This is a genomic window from Pseudomonas sp. Marseille-Q0931 (genome assembly GCF_940789645.1).
Lineage (GTDB): Bacteria > Pseudomonadota > Gammaproteobacteria > Pseudomonadales > Pseudomonadaceae > Aquipseudomonas.
In genome coordinates this window covers 36,438-62,277 of record NZ_CALNWT010000019.1, presented here as the reverse complement: position 1 = coordinate 62,277, position 25,840 = coordinate 36,438, and the positions used below count along the sequence as shown (strand labels likewise).

24 protein-coding genes are annotated in these 25,840 nt (G+C 65.0%); 19 read left to right on the top strand and 5 right to left on the bottom strand.

Going from position 1 to position 25,840, the window contains the following annotated elements; genetic code table 11:
• Positions 1-86: 86 nt before the first annotated feature.
• From P3C50_RS22890 to P3C50_RS22880, 3 genes are read left to right on the top strand one after another with little or no spacing between them, the layout of a single operon-like run.
• Complete coding sequence (locus P3C50_RS22890; protein WP_275547728.1) at positions 87-890, top strand: ABC transporter permease; 804 nt, start codon at positions 87-89, stop codon at positions 888-890.
• Positions 878-1,711 carry an ABC transporter ATP-binding protein gene (locus tag P3C50_RS22885; protein WP_275547727.1) on the top strand — a complete coding sequence of 278 codons (834 nt, stop codon included), beginning with the start codon at positions 878-880 and terminating at the stop codon, positions 1,709-1,711. Before P3C50_RS22890 ends, P3C50_RS22885 begins: the two co-directional genes overlap by 13 nt.
• A 1-nt stretch (position 1,712) precedes the next feature.
• Complete coding sequence (locus P3C50_RS22880; RefSeq protein ID WP_275547726.1) at positions 1,713-3,299, top strand: GMC family oxidoreductase; 1,587 nt, start codon at positions 1,713-1,715, stop codon at positions 3,297-3,299.
• A gap of 7 nt (positions 3,300-3,306) precedes the next feature.
• Here P3C50_RS22880 and P3C50_RS22875 read toward each other — a convergent pair whose 3' ends face one another.
• Positions 3,307-4,233: a DMT family transporter gene (locus P3C50_RS22875; RefSeq protein WP_275547725.1), complete on the bottom strand. Its 927-nt coding sequence runs from the start codon at positions 4,231-4,233 to the stop codon at positions 3,307-3,309.
• Positions 4,234-4,334: 101 nt separating this feature from the next.
• Here P3C50_RS22875 and P3C50_RS22870 point away from each other — a divergent pair, with 101 nt between their 5' ends.
• A complete protein-coding gene (locus P3C50_RS22870) occupies positions 4,335-5,246 on the top strand; it encodes a LysR family transcriptional regulator (RefSeq protein WP_275547724.1) in 912 nt (303 codons plus the stop codon).
• A gap of 286 nt (positions 5,247-5,532) precedes the next feature.
• Here the strand turns inward: P3C50_RS22870 and P3C50_RS22865 are convergent, their stop codons facing one another.
• Positions 5,533-6,306 (bottom strand): AraC family transcriptional regulator, encoded by a 774-nt coding sequence (locus P3C50_RS22865; protein ID WP_275547723.1) that lies wholly within the window; start codon positions 6,304-6,306, stop codon positions 5,533-5,535.
• Positions 6,307-6,410: 104 nt separating this feature from the next.
• Here P3C50_RS22865 and P3C50_RS22860 point away from each other — a divergent pair, with 104 nt between their 5' ends.
• The 3 genes from P3C50_RS22860 to P3C50_RS22850 all read left to right on the top strand — a co-directional run bounded on the left by P3C50_RS22860 (position 6,411) and on the right by P3C50_RS22850 (position 8,740).
• Complete coding sequence (locus P3C50_RS22860) at positions 6,411-7,628, top strand: MFS transporter (protein ID WP_197858617.1); 1,218 nt, start codon at positions 6,411-6,413, stop codon at positions 7,626-7,628.
• Positions 7,629-7,657: 29 nt separating this feature from the next.
• Positions 7,658-8,305 carry a DUF998 domain-containing protein gene (locus P3C50_RS22855; RefSeq protein WP_275547722.1) on the top strand — a complete coding sequence of 216 codons (648 nt, stop codon included), beginning with the start codon at positions 7,658-7,660 and terminating at the stop codon, positions 8,303-8,305.
• 129 nt (positions 8,306-8,434) lie between these two features.
• Positions 8,435-8,740, top strand: a complete 306-nt coding sequence (locus P3C50_RS22850; protein WP_275547721.1) for an NIPSNAP family protein — start codon at positions 8,435-8,437, stop codon at positions 8,738-8,740.
• A gap of 30 nt (positions 8,741-8,770) precedes the next feature.
• Here the strand turns inward: P3C50_RS22850 and P3C50_RS22845 are convergent, their stop codons facing one another.
• The gene (locus P3C50_RS22845) at positions 8,771-9,400 is read right to left on the bottom strand and encodes a class I SAM-dependent methyltransferase (protein ID WP_275547720.1); all 630 of its coding nucleotides are present in this window, start codon (positions 9,398-9,400) and stop codon (positions 8,771-8,773) included.
• Positions 9,401-9,575: 175 nt separating this feature from the next.
• On the opposite strand from P3C50_RS22845, the gene P3C50_RS22840 reads away from it, so the two are divergent.
• A complete protein-coding gene (locus P3C50_RS22840; protein WP_197858621.1) occupies positions 9,576-9,860 on the top strand; it encodes a hypothetical protein in 285 nt (94 codons plus the stop codon).
• Between the two features lie 279 nt (positions 9,861-10,139).
• A complete protein-coding gene (locus P3C50_RS22835; RefSeq protein WP_275547719.1) occupies positions 10,140-11,384 on the top strand; it encodes an MFS transporter in 1,245 nt (414 codons plus the stop codon).
• Positions 11,385-11,448: 64 nt separating this feature from the next.
• Here the strand turns inward: P3C50_RS22835 and P3C50_RS22830 are convergent, their stop codons facing one another.
• On the bottom strand, positions 11,449-12,678 hold the full coding sequence (locus P3C50_RS22830) for an acyl-CoA dehydrogenase family protein (RefSeq protein WP_275547718.1): 1,230 nt from the start codon (positions 12,676-12,678) through the stop codon (positions 11,449-11,451).
• Positions 12,675-13,634 (bottom strand): aliphatic sulfonate ABC transporter substrate-binding protein, encoded by a 960-nt coding sequence (locus P3C50_RS22825; RefSeq protein ID WP_275547717.1) that lies wholly within the window; start codon positions 13,632-13,634, stop codon positions 12,675-12,677. The genes P3C50_RS22830 and P3C50_RS22825 overlap by 4 nt, the downstream gene beginning before the upstream one ends.
• A gap of 524 nt (positions 13,635-14,158) precedes the next feature.
• Between P3C50_RS22825 and P3C50_RS22820 the strand changes: the two genes are divergently transcribed.
• From P3C50_RS22820 to kdpC, 10 genes are all read left to right on the top strand, one after another.
• On the top strand, positions 14,159-15,478 hold the full coding sequence (locus P3C50_RS22820; protein WP_275547716.1) for an OprD family porin: 1,320 nt from the start codon (positions 14,159-14,161) through the stop codon (positions 15,476-15,478).
• Positions 15,479-15,646: 168 nt separating this feature from the next.
• The gene (locus P3C50_RS22815) at positions 15,647-16,630 is read left to right on the top strand and encodes an aliphatic sulfonate ABC transporter substrate-binding protein (RefSeq protein WP_275547715.1); all 984 of its coding nucleotides are present in this window, start codon (positions 15,647-15,649) and stop codon (positions 16,628-16,630) included.
• Positions 16,617-17,438 carry an ABC transporter permease gene (locus P3C50_RS22810; RefSeq protein ID WP_275547714.1) on the top strand — a complete coding sequence of 274 codons (822 nt, stop codon included), beginning with the start codon at positions 16,617-16,619 and terminating at the stop codon, positions 17,436-17,438. The genes P3C50_RS22815 and P3C50_RS22810 overlap by 14 nt, the downstream gene beginning before the upstream one ends.
• On the top strand, positions 17,438-18,169 hold the full coding sequence (locus P3C50_RS22805) for an ABC transporter ATP-binding protein (protein WP_275547713.1): 732 nt from the start codon (positions 17,438-17,440) through the stop codon (positions 18,167-18,169). The genes P3C50_RS22810 and P3C50_RS22805 overlap by 1 nt, the downstream gene beginning before the upstream one ends.
• A gap of 643 nt (positions 18,170-18,812) precedes the next feature.
• Positions 18,813-20,147 (top strand): chromate efflux transporter, encoded by a 1,335-nt coding sequence (chrA, locus tag P3C50_RS22800; RefSeq protein WP_275547712.1) that lies wholly within the window; start codon positions 18,813-18,815, stop codon positions 20,145-20,147.
• Positions 20,148-20,165: 18 nt separating this feature from the next.
• Entirely contained in the window at positions 20,166-21,116 is a 951-nt protein-coding gene (locus P3C50_RS22795) for a bile acid:sodium symporter (protein WP_275547711.1), read from the top strand.
• Positions 21,117-21,265: 149 nt separating this feature from the next.
• Entirely contained in the window at positions 21,266-21,355 is a 90-nt protein-coding gene (locus P3C50_RS22790) for a K(+)-transporting ATPase subunit F (protein ID WP_275547710.1), read from the top strand.
• Between the two features lie 10 nt (positions 21,356-21,365).
• On the top strand, positions 21,366-23,054 hold the full coding sequence (gene kdpA / locus P3C50_RS22785) for a potassium-transporting ATPase subunit KdpA (RefSeq protein ID WP_275547709.1): 1,689 nt from the start codon (positions 21,366-21,368) through the stop codon (positions 23,052-23,054).
• A gap of 13 nt (positions 23,055-23,067) precedes the next feature.
• Positions 23,068-25,125 carry a potassium-transporting ATPase subunit KdpB gene (gene kdpB / locus P3C50_RS22780; RefSeq protein WP_275547708.1) on the top strand — a complete coding sequence of 686 codons (2,058 nt, stop codon included), beginning with the start codon at positions 23,068-23,070 and terminating at the stop codon, positions 25,123-25,125.
• Between the two features lie 149 nt (positions 25,126-25,274).
• On the top strand, positions 25,275-25,832 hold the full coding sequence (gene kdpC / locus P3C50_RS22775) for a potassium-transporting ATPase subunit KdpC (protein ID WP_197858633.1): 558 nt from the start codon (positions 25,275-25,277) through the stop codon (positions 25,830-25,832).
• Positions 25,833-25,840: the final 8 nt, after the last annotated feature.

The window sequence follows — 25,840 nt, the reverse complement described above, 5'->3', positions numbered from 1 at the left end:
GCTCGCGGATAAATCCGCTCCTACAACGGCCGTGGTAACCCATACGGCTTGGCGGTCTTTTCAGCATTCGCAACACGAGGTGGTTAATGGCCACGCAAAAATCCTGGGTGCAGCGTTGCCTGACCCCGAAAGTCGACTTGCCGAGACCACTGGTTCTCGGCTTCGCCAGCCTGTGCTGGCTGCTGGTGCTTGGCCTCTGGGCTTTGCTTTCCTACGGCGGCGTGGTGCCGTCGATGTTCCTGCCAACGCCGGGCGATGTGATCGCTGCCGGTGTGCGCCTTGCCGGTGACGGCACCCTGAGCAAGCACGTGCTGGCCAGTCTTGAGGTGGTGCTGATCGGTTTCGCCATTTCCTCGGCGGTCTCGGTGCCGCTGGGCCTGCTGATGGGCAGCTTTCGTATCGTCCAGGCGTTCCTCGAGCCGCTGGTCAACTTCATCCGCTACCTGCCGGTCACCAGCTTCGTGCCGCTGTTCATCCTGTGGATCGGCATCGGTCTGGAGCAGCGCGTGGCGGTGATCATCTTCGGCGTGTTCTTCCAGCAACTGGTGATGATCGCCGACGTCTCCAAGGGCGTGTCCAAGGATCTGTTCAACGCCAGCTACACCCTCGGCGCCAGCCGTCGCGACGTGGTCCTGCACGTGCTCGGCCCGGCTTCGCTGCCGGGGATTCTCGACACGCTGCGGGTGACCATGGGCTGGGCCTGGACTTACCTGGTGGTGGCCGAACTAGTCGCTGCGAGCAGCGGCCTGGGCTACATCAGCCTCAAGGCCATGCGTGGCTTTCAGGTGGACGTGATCTTCCTCGCCATCGCCATCATCGGCCTGCTCGGGCTGATGACCGACCAACTGTTCCGTCTGCTTCGACTGAGGATTGCCGCATGGGCGCAGTAGCCAAGAAACCCTACATCATGCCGGCGCTCAGCGCGTACGCCGAGGTCGCCGCGCGGCTCAAGGTGGACAACGTCAGCCTGCGCTACCGCTCGCCCAAGGGCGAGACCTTCACCGCGCTGGATCGCGTCTCCTTCGAGGTGCCGGATCAGCAGTTCGCGGTGATCGTCGGCCCGTCCGGCTGTGGCAAGTCGAGCCTGCTCTACCTCACCGCCGGGCTCAACGAGCCGACAGAGGGCGATATCTACGTCGGCGGGCAGAAGGTCATCGGTCCCGGCGCCGACCGCGGCATGGTGTTTCAGGGTTACACCCTGTTTCCCTGGCTGACCGTGCGCGAGAACATCGAGTTCGGCCTCAAACGCCGCGGCCTGCCGGCCAGCGAAATCCGCACCATCGTCGAGTTCTATCTCAATGAAGTGGGCCTGGCGAAGTTCGCCGAACATTACCCCAAGCAGCTCTCCGGCGGCATGATGCAGCGCGTGGCCATCGCCCGAGCGCTGGCCAACGACCCGCAGATCCTGCTGATGGACGAACCCTTCGGCGCTCTCGACAGCCAGACCCGTCTGCAGATGCAGCAACTGCTGCTGCAGGTGTGGGGCAACGCCAAGAAGACCGTGGTGTTCGTCACCCATGACATCGACGAAGCGATCCTGCTCGCCGACCGCATCTACGTGATGGGCGCGCGCCCCGGCCGCATCAAGGAAATCCTCGACGTGCCGATCGAGCGCCCGCGCAACCTTGACGTGGTCATGGAGCCGGAATTCATCCGCATGAAACGGCACATCCTCGGCCTGCTGCACGACGATATGGAAGAGGTGCACTGAGATGAGCGAGAGCTTCGACTACCTGATCGTCGGCGCCGGCTCGGCTGGCTGCGTACTGGCCAACCGCTTGAGTGCCGACTCGACCGTGCGCGTGTGCCTGATCGAGGCCGGCGGCAGCGACGCCAGCCCACGGGTGCAGGTGCCGGCCGGCACCATCACCCTGTACAAGAGCAAGATCTTCAGCTGGAACTACTTCTCCGCGCCGCAGAAGCACCTCGCCGGGCGCCGCTTGCACACCCCGCGCGGCAAAGCGCTGGGGGGCTCCAGCTCGATGAACAGCATGATCTACATCCGTGGCGACGCCAGCGACTATGATCGCTGGGAAGCCGCCGGCTGTCCCGGCTGGGGCTGGAGTGACGTGCTGCCGTACTTCAAGAAATCCGAAGGCAACTGCCTGGGCCAGGCGTTGCAGTACCACGGCACTCAGGGCGAACTGCTGGTGGACAGGCCGCGCGACCCCAATCCGCTGTCCGAGCGCTATATCCGCGCGGCGGAACAGATCGGCCTGAAGCGCAACGACGACTTCAACGGCGGAACTCTGGAAGGCGTCGGTCTCTACAACGTCACCCAGAAGAATGCTCGGCGCCTGTCCAGCTATCGCGCCTTCGTCGCCCCGGTGCGCCAGCGTGACAACCTCACCGTGCTCACCGGCTGCGAAGTGGAACGCCTGCTGCTCGACGGCGAGCGCGTCACGGGTCTGGAGCTGCGCCAGGACGGCCAGTGGCGCACTCTGCACTGCACACGCGAAGTGATCCTCTGCGCCGGCGCGCTGGGCTCGCCGCATATCCTGCTCAAGTCCGGCATCGGCCCGAAAGCCGAGCTGGAGGCCGCCGGCGTGGCCTGCAAGATCGACCTGCCCGGCGTCGGCAAGAACCTGCAGGATCATATCGACGGCACGCTCACCGTGCGCTCGAAGAGCCCACTGTCGCTGGGTTTCTCCCTCGGTGCGCTGCCGAAGATCATCGCCTCGCCGTTCAAGTATCTGGCGCAGAAGATGGGCTGGCTGACCACCAACTACGTCGAGGCCGGCGGCTTCGCCCGTACACCTCTGGCTGACAGCCTGCCGGATGTGCAGATGCACTTCGTGCCGGGTTATCGCAGCCACCGTGGGCGCCTGTTCGAGTGGGGTCACGGCTATGCCATCCACACCTGCGTGCTGCGCCCGAAAAGCATCGGTGAAGTACGCCTGGGGGAAGGCCGAAGTCTGAGCATCGACTTCAACTTCTTCAGCGACGAGCAGGACGCCCGCGTGCTGGTAGAGGGCGTCAAGCTGGCGCGACGCATTCTCGCCCAACCCGAGTTCGACGATATCCGTGGCGAGGAAATGCTGCCGGGGCCGCAGGTGCAGAGCGACGAAGAGCTGCTGGCGCATCTGCGCGAGCACGCCGCCACCGTGTTCCACCCGGTGGGCACCTGCAAGATGGGCGCGGACGAGGCGGCGGTAGTCACACCGGATCTCAAGGTGCGTGGCGTGACCAACCTGCGCGTGGCCGACGCCTCGATCATGCCAACGCTGATCAGCGGCAACACCAACGCGCCGTGCATCATGATCGGCGAGAAGGCGGCCGATCTGATCCGCCAGGGCTGAGTTTGGCTCAGCCCGTCTTGCGCTTGCCCGACAGGCGCGAGACACCTAGGAGCACCAGCGCCAGGCCGCCGATCTGGTACAGGGTGATGGCTTCGCCAAGCAGCGCCCAAGCAGCGAACAGCGTCAGCACCGGGCCCAGGTTGCCGAACAGGGCGGCGTGGCTGGCGCCCATGCGCTGCACGGCCAGCGCCATCCAGTAGATCGGCAGCACTGTCGACAGCAGCGCCATCAGCGAGCCGTGCAGCCATAACTCGGCCGGCAGGTTAAGCAATTGCGCGGGGTCACGGATGAGGCCGTAGTGCACCAGCACCATGAGCGCCGAGGCGCCGCCAGCCAGCCCTGCCAGGCGCATCGAGCCGACCCGGCGAATCACCACGCCGGTGCCCAGGTAATACAGGGCGTAGGTCACCGCGCTGGCAAAGACCCAGGCGGCGCCCAGCAGGATCTGCTCGCTGTCGCCCTCGACGCGAATGTCATGCACCAGCGCGATGCCCAGGCCCAGGTAGCACAGTCCCATTGCCAGGAAGGTGCGCGGCCCTGGTCGCTCGCCCATCGCCAGCATCTGCAACAGCACCACCAGCGTCGGGTAGGTGAACAGGATCAGCCGCTCCAGTCCGGCGCTGATGTACTGCAGGCCATAGAAGTCGAACAGGCTCGACAGGTAGTAACCAAACATCCCCAGCAACAGGACGTGCGCCCAGTCCTTGGCCGACAAGCGCGCTTGCCCGGTGCCTCGGCTCAACCACAGCAGCCAGGCGAACAGCGGCAGCGCCAGGCCCATGCGCAGGCTAAGGACCGTGACGGCATCCACCGGCGCCGCGGCATAGGCAAGTTTGACGAATATGGCTTTCAGGCTGAAGCCGGTGGCCGAGAGCACGGCGAACAGCACGCCGTTGTCCAGGCTGCGTCGGTAGGTGGCGGTCAAAGCATTCATGAGCAAGGCTACGGCGGGGATCGAGCTGTTATTCTGAGCGGAAAGCCACATCGCTAGAATCGCAATTTCAAGAAGATGGCTTTCTGATTTGGAGAAGGCCTATGTATTTCGATCTGCCCGACTTGCGCCTGATCGCCGCGATCGCCGCCACCGGTAGCCTGAGCAAGGCAGCGGCCACTTTTCCCGTCGCCGTGTCGGCAGCCAGCACTCGCCTGCGCCTGTTCGAGGAGCGCTGCGGCCTGACGCTGTTCGTGCGTAGCAGCGACGGCATGAGCCTGACGCCGGCCGGGCGCCTGGTACTGGAGGCCTGCCAGGGCGTGCTGAAGGAGGCCCGCCAGCTCAGCGATACCCTGCAGGAGCTCAAGGGCGAGCGGCGTATCACCCTGCGCCTGGCGGCTTCCACCGTGGCCAACAGCACCTTCCTGCCGGCGGCGCTTGGGCCATTCCTGGCCGATTACCCGGAGGTGGACCTGCAACTGGCCGAGTACAACAGCAAGGATGTGCTGCATGCGGTCAGGGATGGCGGCATCGATATCGGCGTGTACGACGGCAACCTGCCCACCGATGGTCTGCTGTCGCTGCCGTTTCGCAACGACCGCCTGGTGCTGCTGGTGCCACAGGGGCACGCGCTGATCGGGCAACGTCCGGCGTCACTGCGCAGCGCGCTGAACTTCCCTTTCGTCTGCCTGCCGGCCGAGCGCGCGATGCAGCGCTTCATCGAGTACATGGCGGTGCGCAACGCGCTGCCATTGAAGGTTCGGGTGCGCGCGCCGAGCTTCGACGCCATCGCCCAACTGGTAGCGCAGGGCGTCGGGGTTGCCATGCTGCCCGAGGTGGCCGCGACCCGTTTCGCCCAGGAACTGCCGGTGGCGGTGGTGATGCTGGAGGATGTCTGGGCCACCCGCGAGCTGCGCCTGTGCGTGCGCAGCTGGGAGGCGCTGTCGTCCCATGCGCGGCAACTGGTCAGCTATCTCTCGCCCGAGCGGTCATCCGGCGACAACCTGAGTGGGTGACGTAGGAGCGGCTTCAGCCGCGAAAGAGCTCGCCGCTGAAGCGCCTCCCACAGCGCGTGGTTCGACCGACTGCGCTCCGGTGTTGACGTGTGCGATGTGAGAGGGGTTTTCGGCTCTGGCATCCTGCTTCGCGCTACCTCCTGCATCCATGCAGTCGCAGCCGCGACAAAGGCTCGCCGCTGAAGGCTCCTACAGTGCGTGGTTGAACGGCTGTGCCCCGGTGTTGACGCGTGCAGTGTGGGAGGGGCTTCAGCCGCGACAATCGCCGCGCAAGAACCTCCGGCCATCACTTGAAAAACTGGCTGGGCGTCAGGCCGAACTGCTTCTTGAACATGGTGGTGAAGGCGCTGGGGCTGTCGTAGCCCAGCTCCCCGGCGATGTCGATGATCTTCTCACCCAGAGCGATGCGTTCCAGGGCCAGCAGCAGGCGCGCCTGCTGGCGCCACTGGCCGAAGGTCATGCCGGTGCCCTTCTGAAACAGGCGCTGGATGGTTTTCTCGTCCAGGCCCAGGCGGGCGCTCCAGTCGGACAGGGTGGAGGCGTCGCCGGGGTCGTTCTGCAGCGTTGAACAGATCGGCTGGATGCGCGGGTCGGCCGGCTGCGGCAGATGCAGCGGCAGGGTCGGCAGGATGCGCAGTTCATCGAGGATCAGGCGCATCACCCGCGCTTCGCGCGAGTCTTCGGCGTAGGGCTGGGGAATGTCCACGGCAGCGCGGATCAGCTCGCCGAGCAGCGGCGAAATGGCCACCGCGCGGCACTCGTCGGGCATATCCGGCAGGCTGTCGGGGCGCACGAACATGCTGCGCATCTTTACGCTGCCGACGCAGCGGATGGCATGCACCTGGCCGCAGGGCATCCAGATGCCGCGGCTCGGCGGCACCGTCCACTGGTTCATCGCCGAGGTCACCACCATCACCCCGGAAATGGCGTAGATCAGTTGGTGCTTGTTGCGATGCGAATGTGCCTCGATCAGCGTGTCGACCGGGTAATCGGTGGCGCTGCTGCTGACCAGCCAGGGGGCAGCATCGATCTCGGCCAGTCGTTTATCAGGGAGACGCATGTAGATGCCTTTTTTGCGAGGGTTGCTGTCCTTTCTTCGTGAGACAGGCGATGGGGCGGAGCCTAGCATAGCGCCGTTTCTCATCTCGCCCGGAAGCTTCAAGCATGTCCAGCAGTCCTGCCGCTACCTCCCCGGCCGGCGCCTCGCCCGTCACTCAGGCCGATACCTTGGTGATGCGGGTGATCGGCGCCTGCGCCCTGGCGCACCTGATCAACGACCTGATCCAGGCGGTGCTGCCCGCCATCTACCCGATGCTCAAGCTCAACTACGGCCTGAGCTTCGCCCAGATCGGCCTGATCACCCTGACCTTCCAGCTCACCGCCTCGCTGCTGCAGCCATGGGTGGGCTACCACACCGACCGCCATCCCAAGCCCTGGCTGCTGCCGGCTGGTTCGCTGTGCACTCTGGTCGGCATCCTCATGCTGGCTTTCGTCGGTAGCTTTCCGGCGATCCTCCTGGCTTCGGCGTTGGTGGGCATCGGCTCCTCGACCTTCCATCCCGAGGCATCGCGTATCGCCCGTCTGGCCTCGGGCGGGCGTTATGGCCTGGCGCAGTCCACCTTCCAGGTCGGCGGCAATGCCGGCACCGCCTTCGGCCCGCTGCTGGCGGCGGCGATCATCATTCCCTACGGCCAGGGTAACGTCGCCTGGTTCGGCTTGTTCGCCGCCTTCGCCATCGTCGTGCTGTACGGCCTGAGCCGCTGGTACCGCCATCACCTGACGCTGTTCAAGCTCAAACAGGGCGGGGTGGCTACCCACGGTCTGTCGGCCGGACGGGTGAAGTTCGCCCTGCTGATCCTGGCGTTGCTGGTGTTCTCCAAGTACTTCTACATGGCCAGCTTCACCAGTTACTTCACCTTCTTCCTGATCGAGAAGTTCGACCTGTCGGTGGCCAGCTCGCAGCTCTATCTGTTTCTGTTCCTCGGCGCGGTGGCCGCCGGCACCTTCTTCGGCGGGCCAATCGGTGACCGTATCGGGCGCAAACAGGTGATCTGGTTCTCCATCCTTGGAGTGGCGCCGTTCTCCCTGCTGCTGCCGCACGTCGACCTGTTCTGGACGGGCGTGCTGAGCATGGTGATCGGCTTCATCCTCGCCTCGGCGTTCTCCGCCATCGTGGTCTTCGCCCAGGAATTGATGCCGGGCAACGTCGGCATGATCGCCGGGCTGTTCTTCGGCCTGATGTTCGGCTTCGGCGGCATCGGCGGCGCGCTGCTGGGCTACCTGGCGGATATCCACGGCATCGAGGAGGTGTTTTTGCTTTGTTCCTTCCTGCCGCTGCTGGGCATCCTGACCGCGTTGTTGCCGTCGCTGAAGACGCGTTAATAATCCGTAAGAAAAAGGAACAGGGACGAATGAAAGACATCGATCGGATGCTGCTTGGCCTGGGCGTATTGATACCGTTCTGGCTGTTCTTCGGGGTGTTGCTGACCGCGCTGGTCTATCCCGGTTACAGCCATCTGGACCAGGCCATGAGCCAGCTGGGCGCGCAGGGTTCGCCCACCCACGGCTTCTCGGCCTGGGTCAACAACCTGCCGCTGGGCGTGTTCTTCGTGCTCTTCGCCGTTGGGGTCATGCGGCAGGTGCGCGGCTCGCGGCTGGCGTCGTTCAGCGCCGTACTGATCCTCGTCCATGGGCTGGCCAGCTTCGCCACTGGCTACTTCGCCTGCGACCAGGGTTGCGCGCCGGCACAGCCATCCTTCTCGCAGCAGATGCACAACCTGGCCGGCCTGCTGATGTTCCTCTCGCTGACCCTGGCCAGCCTGCTTTGGGGATTCCTGAGCAAGCGCCTGCTGGGGTCGCGTGGCTTCGGCCTGTTCTCCCTCGCCTGCACCGTGCTGGCCGTGGCCACCGTGGTGCTGATGGCCCGTGCCGTCGAAGCCGGGCAGTGGTTCGGCCTCTATCAGCGGATCAACTATGGTATCTCGGTGGCCTGGGTCGCAGGCCTGGCGCTGATGCTGTCGCGAGGTCGTGCCGAGTCCCTCAGATTCGTTAAAGCTTGAGGCTCTTCGCCCACGCCCGGTAGGTGGTCGGTATCTGCAGCTGCTGGCCGGTCGGTGCCAGATGCACGCGCTTGCCGCGTCGTGTTTATATCGCGCGCTTATCGAACTAACCCGCAAGGAAGGACTGCCATGATCACCTGCTACCTGCGCTACATCGTCGACCCTTACAAACTCAAGGAATTCGAGCACTACGCCAAGCTGTGGATTTCCTTGGTAGAGCGCTTCGGCGGCACGCACCACGGTTATTTCCTGCCGTCCGAAGGCGCCAATGACGTGGCCCTGGCGCTGTTCAGCTTCCCCAGCCTGGCCGACTACGAGCGTTATCGTCAGGAGTCGTTCACCGACGCCGAGTGCCAGGCGGCCTTCCGCTACGCCGAAGAAACGCGCTGCATCCTCAGCTACGAGCGCAGCTTCTTCCGACCTGTGTTCGAGTAAGTCGAGACGGCGCTGCCGGCCTTCTGCGCGTTAACCGACTCGTCGCCACACGCTGGCCAGCCAGGGCTGTTGGTCGCGTGGCAGGCCGGCGGGGCGGTAGTAGTGTTCCAGCTCGACGAAGCCGGCCGCGGTGAGCCGCGCGCGCCAGCGTTCGAGGTCGTGATAGCTGCCGTAGCGCGGGCCGTTCCAGCCTTCCTGGTTCTCGCCGCGCGGGTTGGAGCTGAACAGCACGCCGCCAGGTTTCAGCGCCGCATGCAGCTGACCGAGTACGCGCGGCAGCTCCTGATCGGGGACATGGAACAGACTGGCGTTGGCGAAGATGCCATCGAATTGCCCGGCCGGTAGGTCCAGTTCGAGAAAGCTCTGCTGCCACACCTCGCAGCCACTATCGGCACGCGCCATGGCAACGAATTCGGCGCAACCATCGACGCCGATGGCCTCGTGGCCAAGGCCGCTGAAAGTGCGCAGATCACGCCCCGGGCCGCAGCCGAAGTCGAGGATGCGCCAGGGCTTTTCACCCTCGATATGACGCAGCAGGGCGGCGATGTTCTGGCTCACGTCATGGTCGCGCGTGCCCTCGCGAAAATCCTCGGCGCTGCTCTGGTAGTGGGCCAGGGTGAGGGCGCTGATCTGCGCGAGTTCGTCGGGGCTCAGGGGCATGGCGATGTTCCGGCAAAAAGTAGGCATTAAACCCGCTAGCGGGGGCCGGTGACCAGCGAGGCGGGTGATGCCACATGGCCGCCAGTGAACCAGCGCTGCGCTTTGATAGTCCCATTTCCCGAGGGGTGTAGACCGGCTGGCTGCAGTCGGGCACCCACGATCAGGAGATAATGCGATGGTTACGCACTACAAGGTCTCTGGCCACCTCGCCTGTGGCTCTCATGGTGAAAAGCTGGCCTCTACCACCGATCTGGCCAAGGTCAAATGCCGCAATTGCCGCAAGACCGAAGTATTCACCGAAGCGCGCCGTAACGCCCGCAATGCCGCCCGACGCGCCGCGCGCCGGGAAAAGGCGACCAACGCCGGGAACGACTGGCGCACCTCCTGGCAGGCGCGTCTGGCCGCCTTGCCCGGCCCGCAGCGTCTGCCCCGCGGTTTTGGCGACCAGGCATTCGTCTAGCTGGGTGGTAATTGACGGAGAGCTTCAGTCGCACCCATTACGAGACAGAAGCCTTCTCCGCTACCTGATGGCTGGCGCTGCACGCCGACTTCAGCTGGATAAGGACGTGTAACTCCGATCTTCTGATTCGGATGAAATGGTTGATACGTCGGCTTCATGACCTCGACGGCGCAATCTGCGCAACAGCCTGTTCCCGCGTTTGCCCCGTACCTGAGCTTTGCCTTAGATTGGCCGGCCCACCGCGACCGGAGCTGCCGGTCATGCCTCGAGGTTCGCGTCGTGTCCGCTGCTGCTCCCGCTTCCGTCTATCGTCTTCCCGGTTTCCTGCCATTTCTCATCGCCCGCATCGTCGTGGTCTTCGCGGTGCAGATTCAGGCCGTCGTGGTGGCCTGGCAGGTCTATGACCTGACCCGCGATCCGCTTTCGCTGGCCTATGTCGGCCTGGCCCAGTTCATCCCCATGCTGCTGCTGTTGATGCCGGCCGGCGATCTGATCGACCGCTACGACCGCAAGCTGATCCTGATGCTCAGCTGGCTGGTGGAGGGCGTTTGCGCCGGGGCGCTGCTGTGGCTGTCGCTGAGCGGGGCGCCGGTCGCCTGGTACTACGCGGTGCTGGTGCTCTACGGCTGCGGCCGTGCCTTCACTGGGCCAGCGCTATCGAGCCTGCTGCCGCAGATCGTGCCGCGCGAGCGTCTGGCTGCGGCCATCGCTGCCAACAGCATGATCATGCGCGGCGCGACCATTTCCGGGCCGGTGATTGGCGGTGGCCTGTACGCCATCGGCGGCGGCGGGCTGACCTACTCGGTGTGCCTGGCCTGCTTCCTCGCCGGCTGCGTGCTGCTGCAACGGGTGCCGGTGCTGTATGCCGAGAAGATGCAGGCGCTGGAATCCACCGCCTGGGCGCGCTTTACGGCCGGTATCCACTTCATCCGCACGCGGCCGATCATCCTCGGCACCATCTCGCTGGATTTGTTCGCCGTGTTGCTCGGCGGCGTGGTGGCGTTGCTGCCGATCTACGCCCAGGAAGTGCTGGAAGTCGGCCCGACCGGCCTCGGCCTGCTGCGCAGCGCCATGGCCATCGGCGAAGTGTCGGTCGGCCTGTACCTGAGCATGAAGCCGTTCAATCGCCATGTCGGCCTGGTGATGTTCGGCGCCGTGGCGCTGTTCGGCCTGGCCAACCTGGTGTTCGCGTTGTCCAGCCTGTTCTGGCTGTCATTCGCGGCGCTGATGGTGGCTGGCGGCGCGGATATGGTGAGCATGTATATCCGTTCCTCGCTGGTGCAGTTCTCCACCCCGGACGCCATGCGTGGCCGGGTCAACGCGGTGAACATGCTGTTCATCGGCTCTTCCAACGAGCTCGGCGAGTTCCGCGCCGGCACCAGCGCTGCCTGGTTCGGCGTGGTGCCGGCGGCGCTGATCGGCTGCGCCTGCACACTGACGGTGACCGGCGGCTGGATGCTCGGCTTCAAAAGCCTGCGCAAGGTGGATCGCTTCGAGGATGCTTCGCCGAGCAAGGTGGCCTGACGTATCCCGGATTGCATCCGGGATACGCGGTCGTGGCTAAAGCCTCTCCTATATCGCTTCCCTTTCAGCCATACAGCGACGCTTGCGGGCCCTGGCCGCTGAGTAGCCAGTGGCCGAGGTCGCGGATCTTGTAGTCGATGGGGTCGTGCAGGCTGTGCACGCGCACGTTGCGCCAGAAGCGGTCGAAACCGTAGCGCGAGCTGGTGGCGCGGGCGCCCATGGCTTCGAAGATCTGGCTGGTGATCTCCAGCGCGGCACGCACGGCCACCACCTTGGCTTCGCTGATGGCCAACGCCACTTCGGCGCGTTCGGCGGCGGTCAGTGCCGGTTTTTCCCAGGCGGCTTGCAGGCGCTGGGCGGCGTGTTCGGCCAGGGGCAGGGCGCTGCGGTAGCGCAGCCATAGCTCACCGTAGCGCTGCTGGATAAATGGATCGTCGCTGGCCCTGGCCACGCCCGATACTGGCCAGGCGCGGCTCTGTTCGCGGGTGTAACGCAGCGCTGCGTCCAGCGCGCCCTGAGCGTTGCCCAGGTAGAGCTGGGTGAGGATCAGTTGCGACAGGCAGGCGCGCAGGGTGGTGCGCGGGCTGGGGCCGACCGGGCCGAGCAGCTCGCTGGCATCGACGAATACCTGCTCGAACTGCACAGTGCCGCTGTCGGTCTGGCGCTGGCCGAAGCCGTCCCAGTCGCTGTTCACCGCCAAGCCCTCGCGCTGGCTGGGCAGCACGATGAATACGCGATCCTCCGGGTTCTTGCCGCGCGGTGCGCTGACCACCAGCGCGTCGGCGCCAAGCGCACCGGAGCAGAACGACTTGCTGCCATTGAGCTCGTAATGCTCTTCGCGTGGGCTGAGTTTGAGGCCGGTGTCACGACCGTTGGTGGCGTTGCCCCAGAACCAACGCTCCTGCACCGTGCGCGTCAGCCAGTGGCGCTGCTGATCGGGGTTGCCGAACAGCAGAATGGTCGCCACCTGCAGGTGCTGGAAGGCGAAGAGGTGGGCCAGCGAACTGTCCACCGCTGCCAGATAGCGCACGATGCGGTAGATCTCCGGCCAAGCCACGCCCTGGCCTCCGTACTGCTGGGGCACGGCCAGGGTCAGCAGGCCGCTGTCACGCAATAGCTCGCGTTCGACCTGAGCGCTGCCGCCAGCGCGATCACGTTCTACCGCGCTGATTGCCAGGCGCCGGGCCAGGCGTTCGACCTTGGCCGAGCGGCTGCCGAAGTCCACGGGGAATAGGTGCGCAGCGAACAGCGGTTTGTCGCGCAGATTGGGGTGCAGGCGGGTTTCGGCGTTCATTGCGGGCTCCAGATGCTGACTTCGCGGGCATCCACCGAGGTCGGCAACAGGCTAGCGCTGTAGAAGGCATCGGCGATCTTCTGCTGCTCGGCGAGGCTGTCCGGCTGTACCAGGCGCACCTGATAGCTGCGTTTGGCGTTGGCCTTCTCGACGATGGCCGGGTCGAGGTTGCCCCAGAGCGGGCCGAGGATTTCAGCGGCCTGGCGCGGGTTGGCGCGCAGCCAGTCGCCGGTCTTCGCCAGCTCGGCGAACACGGTCTGCAGCACCTGTGGGTGGCTCTTGGCGAACTTGGCACTGGTTAGGTAGTAGCGCTGGTAGTCGGCCAGTCCCTTGCCGTCGGCGAGGATGCGGCTCGGCAACTGCTGCTGGGCGCCGCTGAGGAAGGGCTCCCAGGTGACCCAGGCGTCCACCTTGCGGTTCTCGAAGGCGGCGCGGCCGTCGGCAGGGGTCAGGTAGGCCGGCTCGATATCACTGAATTTCAGGCCGGCCTTGTTCAGCGCGGCGATCAGCAGGTAGTGCACGCCAGCGGCCTTGGTCACGGCGACCTTCTTGCCCTTGAGGTCGGCCAGGGTTTTGATCGGCGAATCCTCGCGCACGATGATCGCCTGCGCGCTGGGGGAGGGTGCTTCCTGGGCGAAGTAGGCGAGGTCGGCACCGGCAGCCTGGGCGAACACCGGCACGGTGTCGGCGACATCGGCGGAGAGGTCGATATTGCCAACGTTGAGCGCCTCCAGCAGCGGTTGGCCGTTGGGGAATTCGTGCCAGCTAACGCTGATGTCCTGATCGGCCAGTGCCTTCTCCAGGGTGCCCTGGCTCTTCAGCAGGCTGATCAGCGTGGAGGATTTCTGGTAGCCGATGCGCAGTTTTTCGGCGGCTTCGGTGAGCGGGGCGGCGAGCAGGCCGATGGCCAGCGAGGCGGCGATCAGTGTGCTGCGTTTGGAATGGGTGTGGGACATGGCGGCTCTCGATACGAACACGTGCCGGCCATGGGCTTGCGGCGGATCACGCGTACTTCAGTGTTTAGAGAAAGAAGTCCGGTGATCCGGTGGAGAGAAGCTAGACGATCTAAAAAATAGCCAACAAATAATTTTTGGGAATTAGCTTAGGCGAATATCGGTGCAGAACGCTGGCGGCTTTTAGCGAAGCGAACGATCCGCCGCGTTGCGGTACTGCGTATATCTGCCGGCGTACTGCTGCGCGAGTACGCCCTACGAAGCTGCTTCGCGTTTTGGTTGCAGCGCGGTACGGCTTACGTGCCGCTTATATTCCATTTAGTTACTGCAAAGTAAAAAATAATTCTTTTTAGGGATTAGCGCTCGTCTCGTAGATTAGCCACTAGCCGACAGCGGACCACCGCATCGGGCCCGAATCAGGGGCTCTAATGCCAATCCGCCGAGACCAGCGCCACGTACGCTGTCCTGCCGAGCCCCTGTGCAGTGCCAACCCCAGAACAGCACACAAAGCACTTGGAGCATCGAGCATGAAAAAATCCACCCTGGCCTTGGCTGTCACGCTGGCCGCCATCGCCAACCAGGCCACCGCCGCCGGTTTTATCGAAGACAGCAAGGCCAGCCTCGGCCTGCGCAATTTCTATTACGACCTGAACACCAAGAACACCGCCAACAACAACGGCGAGGCGCAAGAGTGGGGGCAAGGTTTCATCTTCAACTACAGCTCCGGTTTCACCCAGGGCACCGTCGGTTTCGGCCTCGACGCCATCGGCCTGCTTGGCGTGAAGCTGGATTCCGGCGGCACCGCAAGCAAGGCGGGCCGTGATCGCACCCCAGGCCAGCTGTTCCCGCTCGATAGCGACGGCAGCGCCGTGGACGACTACAGCAAGGCCGGTGTGACCGCCAAGGTGCGCCTGTCCAAGACCGAGGCACGTATTGGTACCCTGCTGCCGAAGCTGCCGGTGGTGACCTTCAACGACGGCCGCTTGCTGCCGCAGACTTTCGAAGGCGGGCAGATCACCTCCAACGAGATCGACGGCCTGACCCTGACCGCCGGCCAGCTGGAAAGCACCAAGACCCGCAGCTCCACCGACGACATCGCTCTGCGTATCGCCGGCGCCACCGGTGACGCCGACACCAACAAGTTCTACTTCGCCGGTGGTGACTACAAGCTGACCAAGGACCTGACGCTGCAGTACTACTACGGCAACCTGGAAGACTTCTACAAACAGCACTTCCTCGGCCTGGTGCACAACTGGGCCATCGGCCCGGGCTCGCTGAAGACCGACCTGCGTTACTTCGACAGCAACTCCGATGGCAAGAACGGCAGCGCCTCCGGCCGTGCCGATGGCTATCGCAGCGCCGGCTACTGGCGTGCCGGCGACAGCAGCACCGGCGAGGTCGACAACCAGACCTGGAGCGCGCTGTTCACCTACACCCTGGGCAGCCACTTCGCCAGCCTGGGCTACCAGCAGGTCGAAGGCGACAGCGCCTTCCCCTTCCTCAACCAGGGCGGCGGCAGCTCGTCCTACCTGATCACCGACCGCCAGATCGGCAAGTTCCAGAACGCCGGCGAGCGCGCCTGGCTGGCCGAATACGGCTATGACTTCACCAAACTCGGCGTCCCGGGCCTCAAGGCCAGCGTCGCCTACCTCAAGGGCGACAACGTCGATTCTGCCAATGGCGATCTGAAGGAGTGGGAACGCGACTTCCGCCTCGACTACACCCTGCAGGACGGTCCGCTGAAAGGCCTCGGCGTGTCCTGGCGCAACGCGACCCAGCGCGGCAACGTCAGCACTGACGCCGACGAAAACCGCCTGATCCTGAGCTACACCCTGACCCTGCTCTGATCAGCGCTTTCGTTAGTCATTGCACAAACCTGTGGGAGCGGACTTGTTCGCGAAGTTCGCGGCAGACGCCTCGTCACGGTTGTTCCCATTGCTACGAACCCGCTATGCCATCTCCTGACCGGCCCGCAAACGGGCCGGAAGGTGACTCATCCGTCTATGGAGATGATCATGAAAAGCACCATCTTGCGTTTTGGCCTGACCGCGTTGTTCGCCGCCTGGCTGCCCACTGCCGTACATGCCGCACCCCCAAAGGAAGTGCGCCTCGACTACGCCTTCTATTCACCGGAAAGCCTGGTGATCAAGCACAACGGCTGGCTGGAGAAAGACTTCGCCGCCACCGGCACCGACGTGCGCTGGGTGCTGTCGCGCGGTAGTAACAACTCCTTGGAATTCCTCAACAGTGGCGCGTCCGACTTCGCCCTGACGTCGAGCATTTCCGCCTTCGTCAGCCGTACCAACGGCCAGCCGGTCAAGGCCATCTACAACTATCTGTGGTCCGTGCCCAGCGCCATCGTCGTGCAGGCTGCCGCGCCCTATCAGAACCTGCATGACCTGCGTGGCAAGCAGGTTGCCGCGACCAAGGGCACCGATCCCTACTTTTTCTTGTTGCGTGCCCTGGCAGCGCAAGACCTCAAGCCCGCGGACGTGAAGATCGTTCACCTGCAGCACCCTGAAGGTCGCACCGCACTCGAGCAGGGTCGTGTCGATGCCTGGGCTGGGCTCGATCCGCACATGGCCGGTGCCCAGCTGGCCGGTGCGCGTTTCGTCTATGAAAACGCCGAGTTCGGCCTGGGGGCGTTTCTCAACACCCATGAGCGCTTTCTCGCCGAGCAGCCGGAAGCGGTTGCCACCGTGGTCAAGGCCTACGAACGTGCGCGGCGCTGGATCATCGGCAATCCCGAAGCGGCGGCGCAGCTGGTGTCGGTTGAAACCCAGCTGCCAGTCGAGGTGATTCGCCTGCAGCTGGGCCGCTATGACTTCACCAGGCCCTTGCCGGGCGATGCGCATCTGGATGCCATCAAGCCGGTCATTCCGCTGCTGGTGGCCGATGGTGTACTCCGCCGCAATGCCGATACCGAGGCGGCCTTGCAGACATTGATCGACGCACGCATAGCCCAGGGCGTGATCGAGGCCGCCGATGAGTCGCGCTGAATCTCTGGTCCAGACGCCGTCTCGCGCAGCCTGGCGCGAATGGCTGCCGGGGCTGGCAAGCCTTCGCGGCTGGGCGCTGCCGTTGCTCCTGCTGGCGGTCTTGGAGTCTGTGGTGCGCCTGGGCTGGATTCCCGCCTATCTGATGCCGGCCCCCAGCGAGTTGGTGCTGACCCTTTGGGAACTGGCGGACGGGCCATTGTGGACGCACATTCTCGCCAGTTCTCTGCGGGTAGTGGCGGGCTTCGCCATCGGCGCCTCGCTGGCACTGGTGCTCGGATCGCTGGTGGGCCTGAGCCGGCGTTTGGAGGCTTACCTCGACCCCACCTTCCAGGCCTTGCGGGCGGTGCCTGGGCTGGCCTGGGTGCCGTTGCTGCTAATCTGGCTGGGCATCGACGAAACATCGAAGGTCACCCTGATCGCCATCGGTTCGTTCTTCCCGGTCTATCTCAACCTAGTGGCGGGTATCCGCAACGTCGACCGCAAGCTGGTCGAGGTGGGCGAGTTACATGGGCTGCCACGAGTAACCACGGTGCGGCGCATCTTCGTGCCGGCGGCGCAGCCCTATCTGTTCACCGGCTTGCGCGCCGGGCTATCCATGGCCTGGTTGTGCGTCGTCGCGGCAGAATTGCTGGCCGCGACCGAAGGCATCGGCTATCTGCTCACCGATGGTCGCGAAGTCTCGCGCCCTGACCTAGTGCTGGTGGCGATCATTACCCTGGCGGTGATGGGCAAGCTGAGCGACAGCCTGCTCAAGACCCTGGAAACCCGTGCGCTGGCCTGGCGGGACAACTATGAGGGGGATCGATGATGAGCGCTCTGATCGAGCTGCGCCGGGTCAGCAAGACCTTCGGGGCGGCGCGTGTGCTTGACGAAGTGAGTCTGAGCCTGGCCGCTGGCGAAGTGGTCAGCCTGCTCGGCCCTTCCGGTTGCGGCAAGAGCACCCTGCTGCGCATCGCTGCCGGGCTGGATCAGGATTACCAAGGCGGGCTGGAACTCAACCCGCTGCTCCACTTCGGGCGTGGCAGCGGCATCGGCGTGGTGTTCCAGGAACCCCGGCTGATGCCCTGGCTCAGCGTGGCGCAGAACGTCGGCTTCGCCGATGGCTGGGTGGCCGACGACCAGTGGGTTGAACAATTGCTCCGCGACGTCGGCTTGCATGGGCGTGGCGACGCGTTGCCCAAACACTTATCCGGCGGCCAGGCCCAGCGTGTGGCCATCGCCCGCGCCCTGTACGGCAAACCGCAGGTACTGCTGCTGGATGAGCCTTTCAGCGCGGTGGACGCCTTCACCCGCATGAAACTGCAGGATCTTGTGGTGGAGCTGGCCGCCCGCTACGAGATCGCCGTGCTGCTGGTCACCCATGACCTCGACGAAGCCTTCTACCTCAGCGACCGCGTGCTGATCCTTGGCGGCACACCAAGCCGCCTGCAACGCGAACTGGCCGTACCCCTGGCTCGCCCCCGCGACCGCCGCTCGGCGGAACTGGCCTACCTGCGCGGCGAGGCGCTGACCGAGCTGTACCAGTCGCACGCGCTGTAAACGAACTCTTCAAGGTGGAGTACTTTTTCGGGCCGTTAGGCCCGATTTTTTGTTCGTGGAGGAAATGCTATTCGTAGGGGCCGGTTTGCTGGCGATCAGCTTCGAATGGACGCTACGAGTGAGCCGATTCGCTGTAGCCCGGATGAAATCCGGGGATTTGCCTGGAGGCGGGGGCATTCAATTTGAGAGGGTATTGGGGGACGGACCACAATTTAATAGTTAATTAATCGTGGTCTGTCCCCAATTGTTCTCCGATCCAGACTTTCCCAAACCCACCCACAAATTCTGTGAGCACCACTGTGGATAACCTTTGCAAAAGCCCTTCGCGCCTAGCATTCAAGCGGGCCTCGGCGGGCCGCTCAACTTTTGCTCAATGACGCTTTGCTGGCGTTATCGCCAGACGGAATATCGCCTCTAATCAATCACTTGGCTTGGTTTTTCAACAGCGGTGCGGGGCGAGGGCGTGCTGCCGGGTGTCGTACACAAAATCTGGGGAAAGTGCTGTGGGTAAGATGCGGGAAAACTCCTCCAGGCCAGGTGGAGCAAGGGCTGCGCTTGGCTGGTGATTTTTCGTGCGATGTCGTGCTGCTGTCATCTTTCGTGGCTATAGTGGCCGGTCGATTGCAGTCGCTGGAGCCCTTTTATGTCCGACTCGCTTGAACGTCCCGCCACGGTTAGTTTGCTGCAGGCTTTCTGGTTCTGGTTGAAGCTGGGGCTGATCAGTTTCGGCGGGCCGGCGGGGCAGATTTCGATCATGCATCAGGAGCTGGTGGAGAAGCGTCGCTGGCTGTCCGAACGGCGTTTTCTGCATGCGCTGAACTACTGCATGATGCTGCCCGGGCCGGAGGCGCAGCAGTTGGCCACTTATATCGGCTGGCTGATGCACCGCACCTGGGGCGGGGTGATCGCCGGGGCATTGTTCGTGCTGCCGTCGCTGCTGATTCTGGTCGTGCTGTCGTGGATCTATCTGGTATTCGGCGATGTGCCGCTGGTGGCGGGGATCTTCTATGGCATCAAGCCGGCGGTGACTGCCATCGTGATGCAGGCGGCCTGGCGCATTGGCGGGCGGGTGTTGAAGAACGCCTGGCTGTGGGCCATCGCGGCGGCGGCCTTCGTCGCTATTTTCGCATTGCAGTTGCCGTTCCCGCTGATCGTGCTGGGCGCCGCGCTGATTGGTTATATCGGCGGGCGGCTGGCGCCACAGCACTTTGCGTTCGGCGCCGGGCATGGTGAAGCGGGTGGGGCGCATGCGCCGGCGTTGATCGATGACGAGACGCGCCTGGCGCACACGCATTTTCGTTCCAGCCGGTTAGCGCTGATTCTGCTTGTCGGCGTGGTGCTCTGGCTACTGCCGATGTGCCTGCTGACCCTGGCATTTGGCTGGCAGGGCACGCTGACGCAGATGGGCTGGTTCTTCACCAAGGCGGCGCTGCTGACCTTCGGCGGCGCCTACGCGGTGCTGCCCTATGTGTACCAGGGCGCCATCGACCACTACGGCTGGCTGACGCCCCGGCAGATGATCGATGGCCTGGCGTTGGGCGAGACAACGCCGGGGCCGTTGATCATGGTGGTGGCGTTCGTCGCGTTCGTCGGTGCCTATGGCCAGCCGGTGTTCGGTGGCGATTCGGCCTTCGCCAGTGGCGCGCTGGCGGCCTGCCTGGTCACCTGGTTCACCTTTCTGCCGTCGTTCTTGTTCATTCTCGCCGGCGGGCCGCTGGTGGAGTCGACTCATGGTCAATTGAAGTTCACCGCGCCGCTGACCGGCATCACTGCGGCGGTGGTCGGGGTGATTCTCAACCTGGCGTTGTTCTTCGGTTATCACGTGCTCTGGCCGCAGGGTTTTGCCGGTACGTTCGATTGGCTGTCGGCGTTGATTACCCTCGGGGCGGGCGTGGCGTTGCTGGGCTTCAAGCGTGGGGTGATCGAGACTCTGCTGGCTTGTGCCCTGGTTGGCTTGCTGGTGCAATGGTTGGTTTGAGTCCGACTGGAGAGGCCGATGCAACGGCTAACGCTGGAGCGCCAGCAGGTCTGGGTGTATCTGGCCGGCATCATCCTGGGTTTGCTGCTGGGCACCCTGTGGCCAGGTATCGACCACATCAGCGACTGGCTGTTATGGCCGGCGCTGATGCTGTTGCTGTTCGCCACCTTCGTGCAGGTGCCGCTGCTGCATCTGCGCGAGGCGTTTAGCGACCACCGTTTCGTTCTCGCGGTGTTGCTGGGCAATTTCGTCCTGTTGCCACTGCTGGTGTGGGGCCTGTTGCAGTGGCTGCCGGACGATTCGGCGCTGCGCCTGGGCGTGCTGTTGGTGCTGCTGGTGCCCTGCACCGACTGGTTCATCACTTTCAGCCAGTTGGGCGGTGGCAACGTGCCGCGCGCCATCGCCATCACGCCGCTGAACCTGCTTGTGCAATTGCTCCTGCTGCCGCTGTACCTGTGGCTGATGGCCGACGCGCAGTTCGCCACGACGCTGGGCCTGGCTGATGTCTGGCCGGCTGTGCTGGTGGTTTTGCTGCCGCTGCTGCTGGCGCCGCCAACCCAACGCTGGATCGAGGCGCGCGCCGAGCGTGAGCGGGTGCGCGATCACCTGGCCTGGTGGCCGATTCCGTTGCTGGGGCTGGTGCTGCTGTTGATCGCCGCCGCCCAGGTGGGAGTGGCGCGTTCGGCGCTGGAGTTGTTGCCCGTGCTGCTGCCGTTATTCGCGGGCTTCCTGATGCTGGCGGCGCTGCTGGCCAAGGCGCTGGCCGTGCTGCTGGGTCTGCCGCGTGAGCAGGGGCGTACTCTGGCGTTCAGCATGGGCACGCGCAATTCCTTCGTCATGCTGCCTTTTGCCGTGGCGTTGCCCGCGGGCTGGGAGTTGGTGGCCCTGGTGATCGTGTTGCAGTCGCTGGTGGAGCTGTTCGGCATGCTGCTGTATCTATGGGTATTGCCGCGTTATCTATTCAGGTGACGCGGCAGGCCGCGCACCCATGACGGCCGGCCTCCAGCCGCTCCAATACGCTTTCTTTACGCCCCGGTCACGGGGCGCCAATCGATTTTTTACGGCCAGCCTTTCGACAATGCTCGCGAGCGGATTCCTCGCATCGTGGAGCTTTGTAAATGAACGCAATCGATGGTGTGTCGCTGGTCCTGGTGGTCGGCCTCTTCGCCTACCTGCTGTCGGTCCTGCTGACCGCCGGACGTGGTTGAGGAGGCGGCCATGCACGACTACGACTGGCTGCTGCTGGCGGCCTTTTCCCTGCTGGTGCTGGCACCGGCACCCTTTCTCGGGCGCTACTTCTATCGCGTGATGGAGGGCCAGCGCACCTGGCTCAGCCCGTTGCTGCAGCCGCTGGAGCGCCTGTGCTATCGCGTGGCCGGCGTCGACCCGCAGCAGGAGCAAAGCTGGCGCGGCTACGCGCTGGCGCTGCTGGTCTTCAGCCTGGTCTGCCTGCTGGGGCTGATGAGCATTCTGCTGTTGCAGGGCGCTTTGCCGCTCAACCCGCAGCAGGTGGCCGGGATGAGCCTACCCCTGGCGTTCAATACGGCGGTGAGTTTCGTCACCAACACCAACTGGCAGGCCTACAGCGGCGAGGCGCAGCTCAGCTACTTCAGCCAGATGCTCGGCCTTGGCGTGCAGAACTTCGTCAGCCCGGCGGTGGGCGTGGCGGTGCTGGTGGTGCTGTGCCGGGGTTTGGCGCGGCAGTCCAGCGACCGCCTGGGCAACTTCTGGGTCGATATCACTCGCGCCGTGCTCTACGGCCTGTTGCCGCTGTGCCTGGTGCTGGCCGTGCTGCTGGTGTGGCAGGGCGTGCCGCAGAACTTCAGCGATTACGTGTCCGCCACCACTCTGCAGGGCAGCGAGCAGAGCCTGCCGATGGGGCCGGCGGCCAGCCAGATCGCCATCAAGCAACTGGGCACCAACGGCGGCGGCTTTTTCGGCGTCAACTCGGCGCATCCGTTCGAGAACCCTACGGCGCTTAGCAACCTGCTGGAGCTGGCGTCGATCCTGCTGATCCCGGCGGCGCTGGTGTTCACCTTCGGCCACTACGTGCGTGACCTGCGCCAGAGCCGGGCGATCCTCGCCAGCATGCTGCTGCTGTTCGTCATCGGCCTGGGTGTCTGCGCCTGTGCGGAGTTGCAGCCGAACCCGGCGCTGGCCGGGCTGCCTATCGAGCAGGTCGGCTCGCTGGAGGGCAAGGAGGCGCGCTTCGGCAGCTTCGCTTCGGCGCTCTGGGCGACCACCACCACGGCGGCGTCCAACGGCTCGGTCAACTCAATGCACGACAGCTTCAGTGCCTTGGGTGGGCTGGTGCCGCTGGTGAACATGCTGCTCGGCGAGATCGTCTTCGGCGGCGTCGGCGCCGGCCTCTACGGCATGCTGCTGTTCGTGCTGATCGCGGTTTTCCTCGCCGGGCTGATGATCGGCCGCACCCCGGCCTACCTGGGCAAGAAACTGGAAGCCCGCGAGGTACGCCTGATGGTCGCCACGCTGCTGGTGATGCCGGTCGGCGTGCTGATATTCGGCGCCCTGGCGGTGAGTTTCGCCGGGCCGGCGGCGTCCATCGGCAATCCCGGTCCGCACGGCTTCAGCCAGGCGCTGTACGCCTACGGTTCGGCCACCGGAAACAACGGCTCGGCCTTCGCCGGCTTCGGCGCCGACACGCCCTACCACGACCTGATGCTCGGCCTGGCCATGCTGCTCGGGCGCTTCGGCTACATCTTGCCGGTGCTGGCGATCGCCGGCAGCCTGGCGGCCAAGCGGGCCGCGCCGCAGGGGCAGAACAGCTTCCCCACCCATGGGCCGCTGTTCGTCGTGCTGCTGACCTTGACCATCCTCCTGGCGGGTGGCCTGACCTTCATGCCGGCGCTGGCCCTGGGCCCGCTGGCCGAACACCTGGCGTTCTGAAGGAGAGACCGTGATGAATGCCCCCGTAACGGCGCAACGCAGCGCCCAATCGTCCAGCAGCCAGCCGCAGACCGGCCTCGGCGCGCTGTGGCGCCCGGCCCTCAAGCAGACCTTCGTCAAGCTCGACCCGCGCCAACTGTTGCGCTCGCCAGTGATGCTGGTGGTGGAGCTGACAGCGCTGGTCACCAGCGTGCTGTGCTTTGTCCCCAACCCTGCAGTAAGCAATGCCTTAGGCGTGCAGATCGCCCTGTGGCTGTGGTTCACCGTGCTCTTCGCCAACTTCGCCGAGGCCCTGGCCGAGGGCCGTGGCAAGGCCCGCGCCGACAGCCTCAAGTCCGGCAGCCAGGGCCTGATGGCGCGCAAGCAGGTCGGCGCGCAGTTCCAGTCCGTACCGGCCAGCAGCCTGCGCAAGGGCGATGTGGTGCGGGTCGAGGCCGGCGAGCTGATCCCCGGCGACGGCGAGGTGATCGAAGGGGTGGCGGCGGTCAACGAGGCGGCGATTACCGGCGAGTCCGCGCCGGTGATCCGCGAGTCCGGCGGCGACCGCTCGGCGGTCACCGGCAATACCCGGCTGGTGTCGGACTGGCTGCTGGTGCGCATCAGCGCCAACCCCGGCGACTCCACCCTCGACCGCATGATCGCCCTGGTCGAAGGCGCGCGCCGGCAGAAGACGCCCAACGAGGTAGCGCTGGATATCCTGCTGATCGGCCTGACCCTGATCTTCCTGCTGGTGGTGGCCACGCTGCAACCGTTCGCCCGTTTTGCCGGTGGCGACCTGCCGTTGATCTACCTGGCGGCGCTGCTGGTGACGCTGATCCCCACCACCATCGGCGGCCTGCTCTCGGCCATCGGCATCGCCGGCATGGATCGCCTGGTGCGCCTCAACGTCATCGCCAAGTCCGGCCGCGCCGTTGAGGCCGCCGGCGACGTGCACACCCTGCTGCTGGACAAGACCGGCACCATCACCTTCGGCAACCGTCGCTGCAGCGCCATGGTCAAGGCGCCGGGCGTCATCACGCTGGAGCTGGCCGAGGCTGCGCTGCTGGCCTCGCAGGGTGACGACACGCCGGAGGGCAAGTCCATCGTCGAATACCTGGCGGCGCTGCACCCGATGGAGGTGCCCGAGCGCAGCGGCATGACCCTGATCGCCTTCAGCGCCGAGACGCGCCTGTCCGGCGCTGATGTTGGTGGTGTGGCCTACCGCAAGGGCGCGGTGGATGCGGTGCTGGCCTACCTCGGCCTGGGCCGTGATGAGCTGCCGGCGCCTCTGGCGCGCGAGGTGGAGAAGATCGCCCAGAGCGGCGGCACGCCGCTGCTGGTGGCCGGGGACGGGCGCCTGCTCGGCGCCATCCACCTCAAGGACGTGGTCAAGCCGGGCATCCGCGAGCGCTTCGCCGAATTACGTGCCATGGGCATCCGCACCGTGATGGTGACCGGTGACAACCCGCTGACCGCAGCCGCTATCGCCGCCGAGGCCGGTGTCGACGACGTGATCGCCGAAGCCACGCCGGAGAAGAAGCTCTCACGCATCCGTGCCGAGCAGGCCGAAGGCAAGCTGGTGGCCATGTGCGGCGATGGCGCCAACGACGCCCCGGCGCTGGCCCAGGCCGACGTCGGGCTGGCCATGAACGACGGCACCCAGGCCGCCCGCGAGGCTGCCAACCTGGTGGATCTGGACAGCGACCCGACCAAGCTGATCGACGTGGTGCAGGTGGGCAAGGAACTGCTGGTGACCCGTGGCGCGCTGACCACCTTCTCGGTGGCCAACGACGTGGCCAAGTACTTCGCAATCCTCCCGGCGCTGTTCGCCGGCATCTACCCACAGCTTGGCGCGCTCAACCTGATGCAGCTGCACGGCCCGCAGAGCGCGATCCTCTCGGCCATCGTGTTCAACGCCCTGATCATCGTCGCGCTGATCCCGCTGGCGCTGCGCGGCGTGCGCATCCAGGCGCTGGACGCCGGCCAGTTGCTGCGGCGCAACCTGCTGATCTACGGCCTCGGTGGGCTGCTCGCGCCCTTCGTCGGCATCAAGCTGCTCGACCTGCTGCTGGTGGGGTTGGGCTGGGTGTAGTTCACGCACGGCCTGCTCCCTCTCCCATTTATGGGAGAGGGCTGGGGAGAGGGTAGGCCACTCGGTATTACTGGATAGCCCCTCTCCCCCGCCCCTCTCCCGCAAGCGGGAGAGGGGAGACAAGCGATTCGCCTATTCGGAGATTCATCATGCTCGACCATATTCGCCCCGCCATCACCACCTTGGCTTTCATGACCCTGTTGGTCGGAGTCGCCTATCCCTTGAGCGTCACCGGCGTGGCGCACCTGTCCTTCCCCGATCAGGCCGCCGGCAGCCTGGTGCGTGACGACGCCGGCCAGGTGCGCGGCAGCCGCCTGATCGCCCAGGCCTTCGACGGCGATCAGTGGTTCCAGCCGCGCCCTTCGGCCGGCGATTACGCCACCGTGGCCAGCGCCACCAGCAACCTGGCGCCGAGCAACCCGCAGCTCCGTGAGCGCATCGAGCAGGCCGGCGTCGGCCTGAGCGGCCAGGCGCCGCTCCCGATGCAACTGGCAACCACCTCGGGCAGCGGCCTTGACCCGCACCTGTCACCCGAAGCCGCTGCCTGGCAGGTGCCGCGCATCGCCCAGGCCCGTGGCCTGGCAGAGGTGGAGCTGCTGCGCCTGATCGAAGCGCACACCGAGCGCCCGCTGTTCGGCCCGGCGGTGGTCAATGTACTGGCTCTGAACCTGGCGCTGATCGACAATCCGCCTACTTCTTCCCAGTGACGAGTGCT

What these genes read in the sequence shown, in the direction of transcription:
- P3C50_RS22890 (WP_275547728.1), top strand. Translation starts at nt 87, where the DNA reads ATGGCCACGCAAAAATCCTGGGTGCAGCGTTGCCTGACCCCGAAAGTC.
- P3C50_RS22885 (WP_275547727.1), top strand. Translation starts at nt 878, where the DNA reads ATGGGCGCAGTAGCCAAGAAACCCTACATCATGCCGGCGCTCAGCGCG.
- P3C50_RS22880 (WP_275547726.1), top strand. Translation starts at nt 1,713, where the DNA reads ATGAGCGAGAGCTTCGACTACCTGATCGTCGGCGCCGGCTCGGCTGGC.
- P3C50_RS22875 (WP_275547725.1), bottom strand. Translation starts at nt 4,233, where the DNA reads ATGAATGCTTTGACCGCCACCTACCGACGCAGCCTGGACAACGGCGTG.
- P3C50_RS22870 (WP_275547724.1), top strand. Translation starts at nt 4,335, where the DNA reads ATGTATTTCGATCTGCCCGACTTGCGCCTGATCGCCGCGATCGCCGCC.
- P3C50_RS22865 (WP_275547723.1), bottom strand. Translation starts at nt 6,306, where the DNA reads ATGCGTCTCCCTGATAAACGACTGGCCGAGATCGATGCTGCCCCCTGG.
- P3C50_RS22860 (WP_197858617.1), top strand. Translation starts at nt 6,411, where the DNA reads ATGTCCAGCAGTCCTGCCGCTACCTCCCCGGCCGGCGCCTCGCCCGTC.
- P3C50_RS22855 (WP_275547722.1), top strand. Translation starts at nt 7,658, where the DNA reads ATGAAAGACATCGATCGGATGCTGCTTGGCCTGGGCGTATTGATACCG.
- P3C50_RS22850 (WP_275547721.1), top strand. Translation starts at nt 8,435, where the DNA reads ATGATCACCTGCTACCTGCGCTACATCGTCGACCCTTACAAACTCAAG.
- P3C50_RS22845 (WP_275547720.1), bottom strand. Translation starts at nt 9,400, where the DNA reads ATGCCCCTGAGCCCCGACGAACTCGCGCAGATCAGCGCCCTCACCCTG.
- P3C50_RS22840 (WP_197858621.1), top strand. Translation starts at nt 9,576, where the DNA reads ATGGTTACGCACTACAAGGTCTCTGGCCACCTCGCCTGTGGCTCTCAT.
- P3C50_RS22830 (WP_275547718.1), bottom strand. Translation starts at nt 12,678, where the DNA reads ATGAACGCCGAAACCCGCCTGCACCCCAATCTGCGCGACAAACCGCTG.
- P3C50_RS22825 (WP_275547717.1), bottom strand. Translation starts at nt 13,634, where the DNA reads ATGTCCCACACCCATTCCAAACGCAGCACACTGATCGCCGCCTCGCTG.
- P3C50_RS22820 (WP_275547716.1), top strand. Translation starts at nt 14,159, where the DNA reads ATGAAAAAATCCACCCTGGCCTTGGCTGTCACGCTGGCCGCCATCGCC.
- P3C50_RS22815 (WP_275547715.1), top strand. Translation starts at nt 15,647, where the DNA reads ATGAAAAGCACCATCTTGCGTTTTGGCCTGACCGCGTTGTTCGCCGCC.
- P3C50_RS22810 (WP_275547714.1), top strand. Translation starts at nt 16,617, where the DNA reads ATGAGTCGCGCTGAATCTCTGGTCCAGACGCCGTCTCGCGCAGCCTGG.
- P3C50_RS22805 (WP_275547713.1), top strand. Translation starts at nt 17,438, where the DNA reads ATGAGCGCTCTGATCGAGCTGCGCCGGGTCAGCAAGACCTTCGGGGCG.
- chrA (WP_275547712.1), top strand. Translation starts at nt 18,813, where the DNA reads ATGTCCGACTCGCTTGAACGTCCCGCCACGGTTAGTTTGCTGCAGGCT.
- P3C50_RS22795 (WP_275547711.1), top strand. Translation starts at nt 20,166, where the DNA reads ATGCAACGGCTAACGCTGGAGCGCCAGCAGGTCTGGGTGTATCTGGCC.
- P3C50_RS22790 (WP_275547710.1), top strand. Translation starts at nt 21,266, where the DNA reads ATGAACGCAATCGATGGTGTGTCGCTGGTCCTGGTGGTCGGCCTCTTC.
- kdpA (WP_275547709.1), top strand. Translation starts at nt 21,366, where the DNA reads ATGCACGACTACGACTGGCTGCTGCTGGCGGCCTTTTCCCTGCTGGTG.
- kdpB (WP_275547708.1), top strand. Translation starts at nt 23,068, where the DNA reads ATGAATGCCCCCGTAACGGCGCAACGCAGCGCCCAATCGTCCAGCAGC.
- kdpC (WP_197858633.1), top strand. Translation starts at nt 25,275, where the DNA reads ATGCTCGACCATATTCGCCCCGCCATCACCACCTTGGCTTTCATGACC.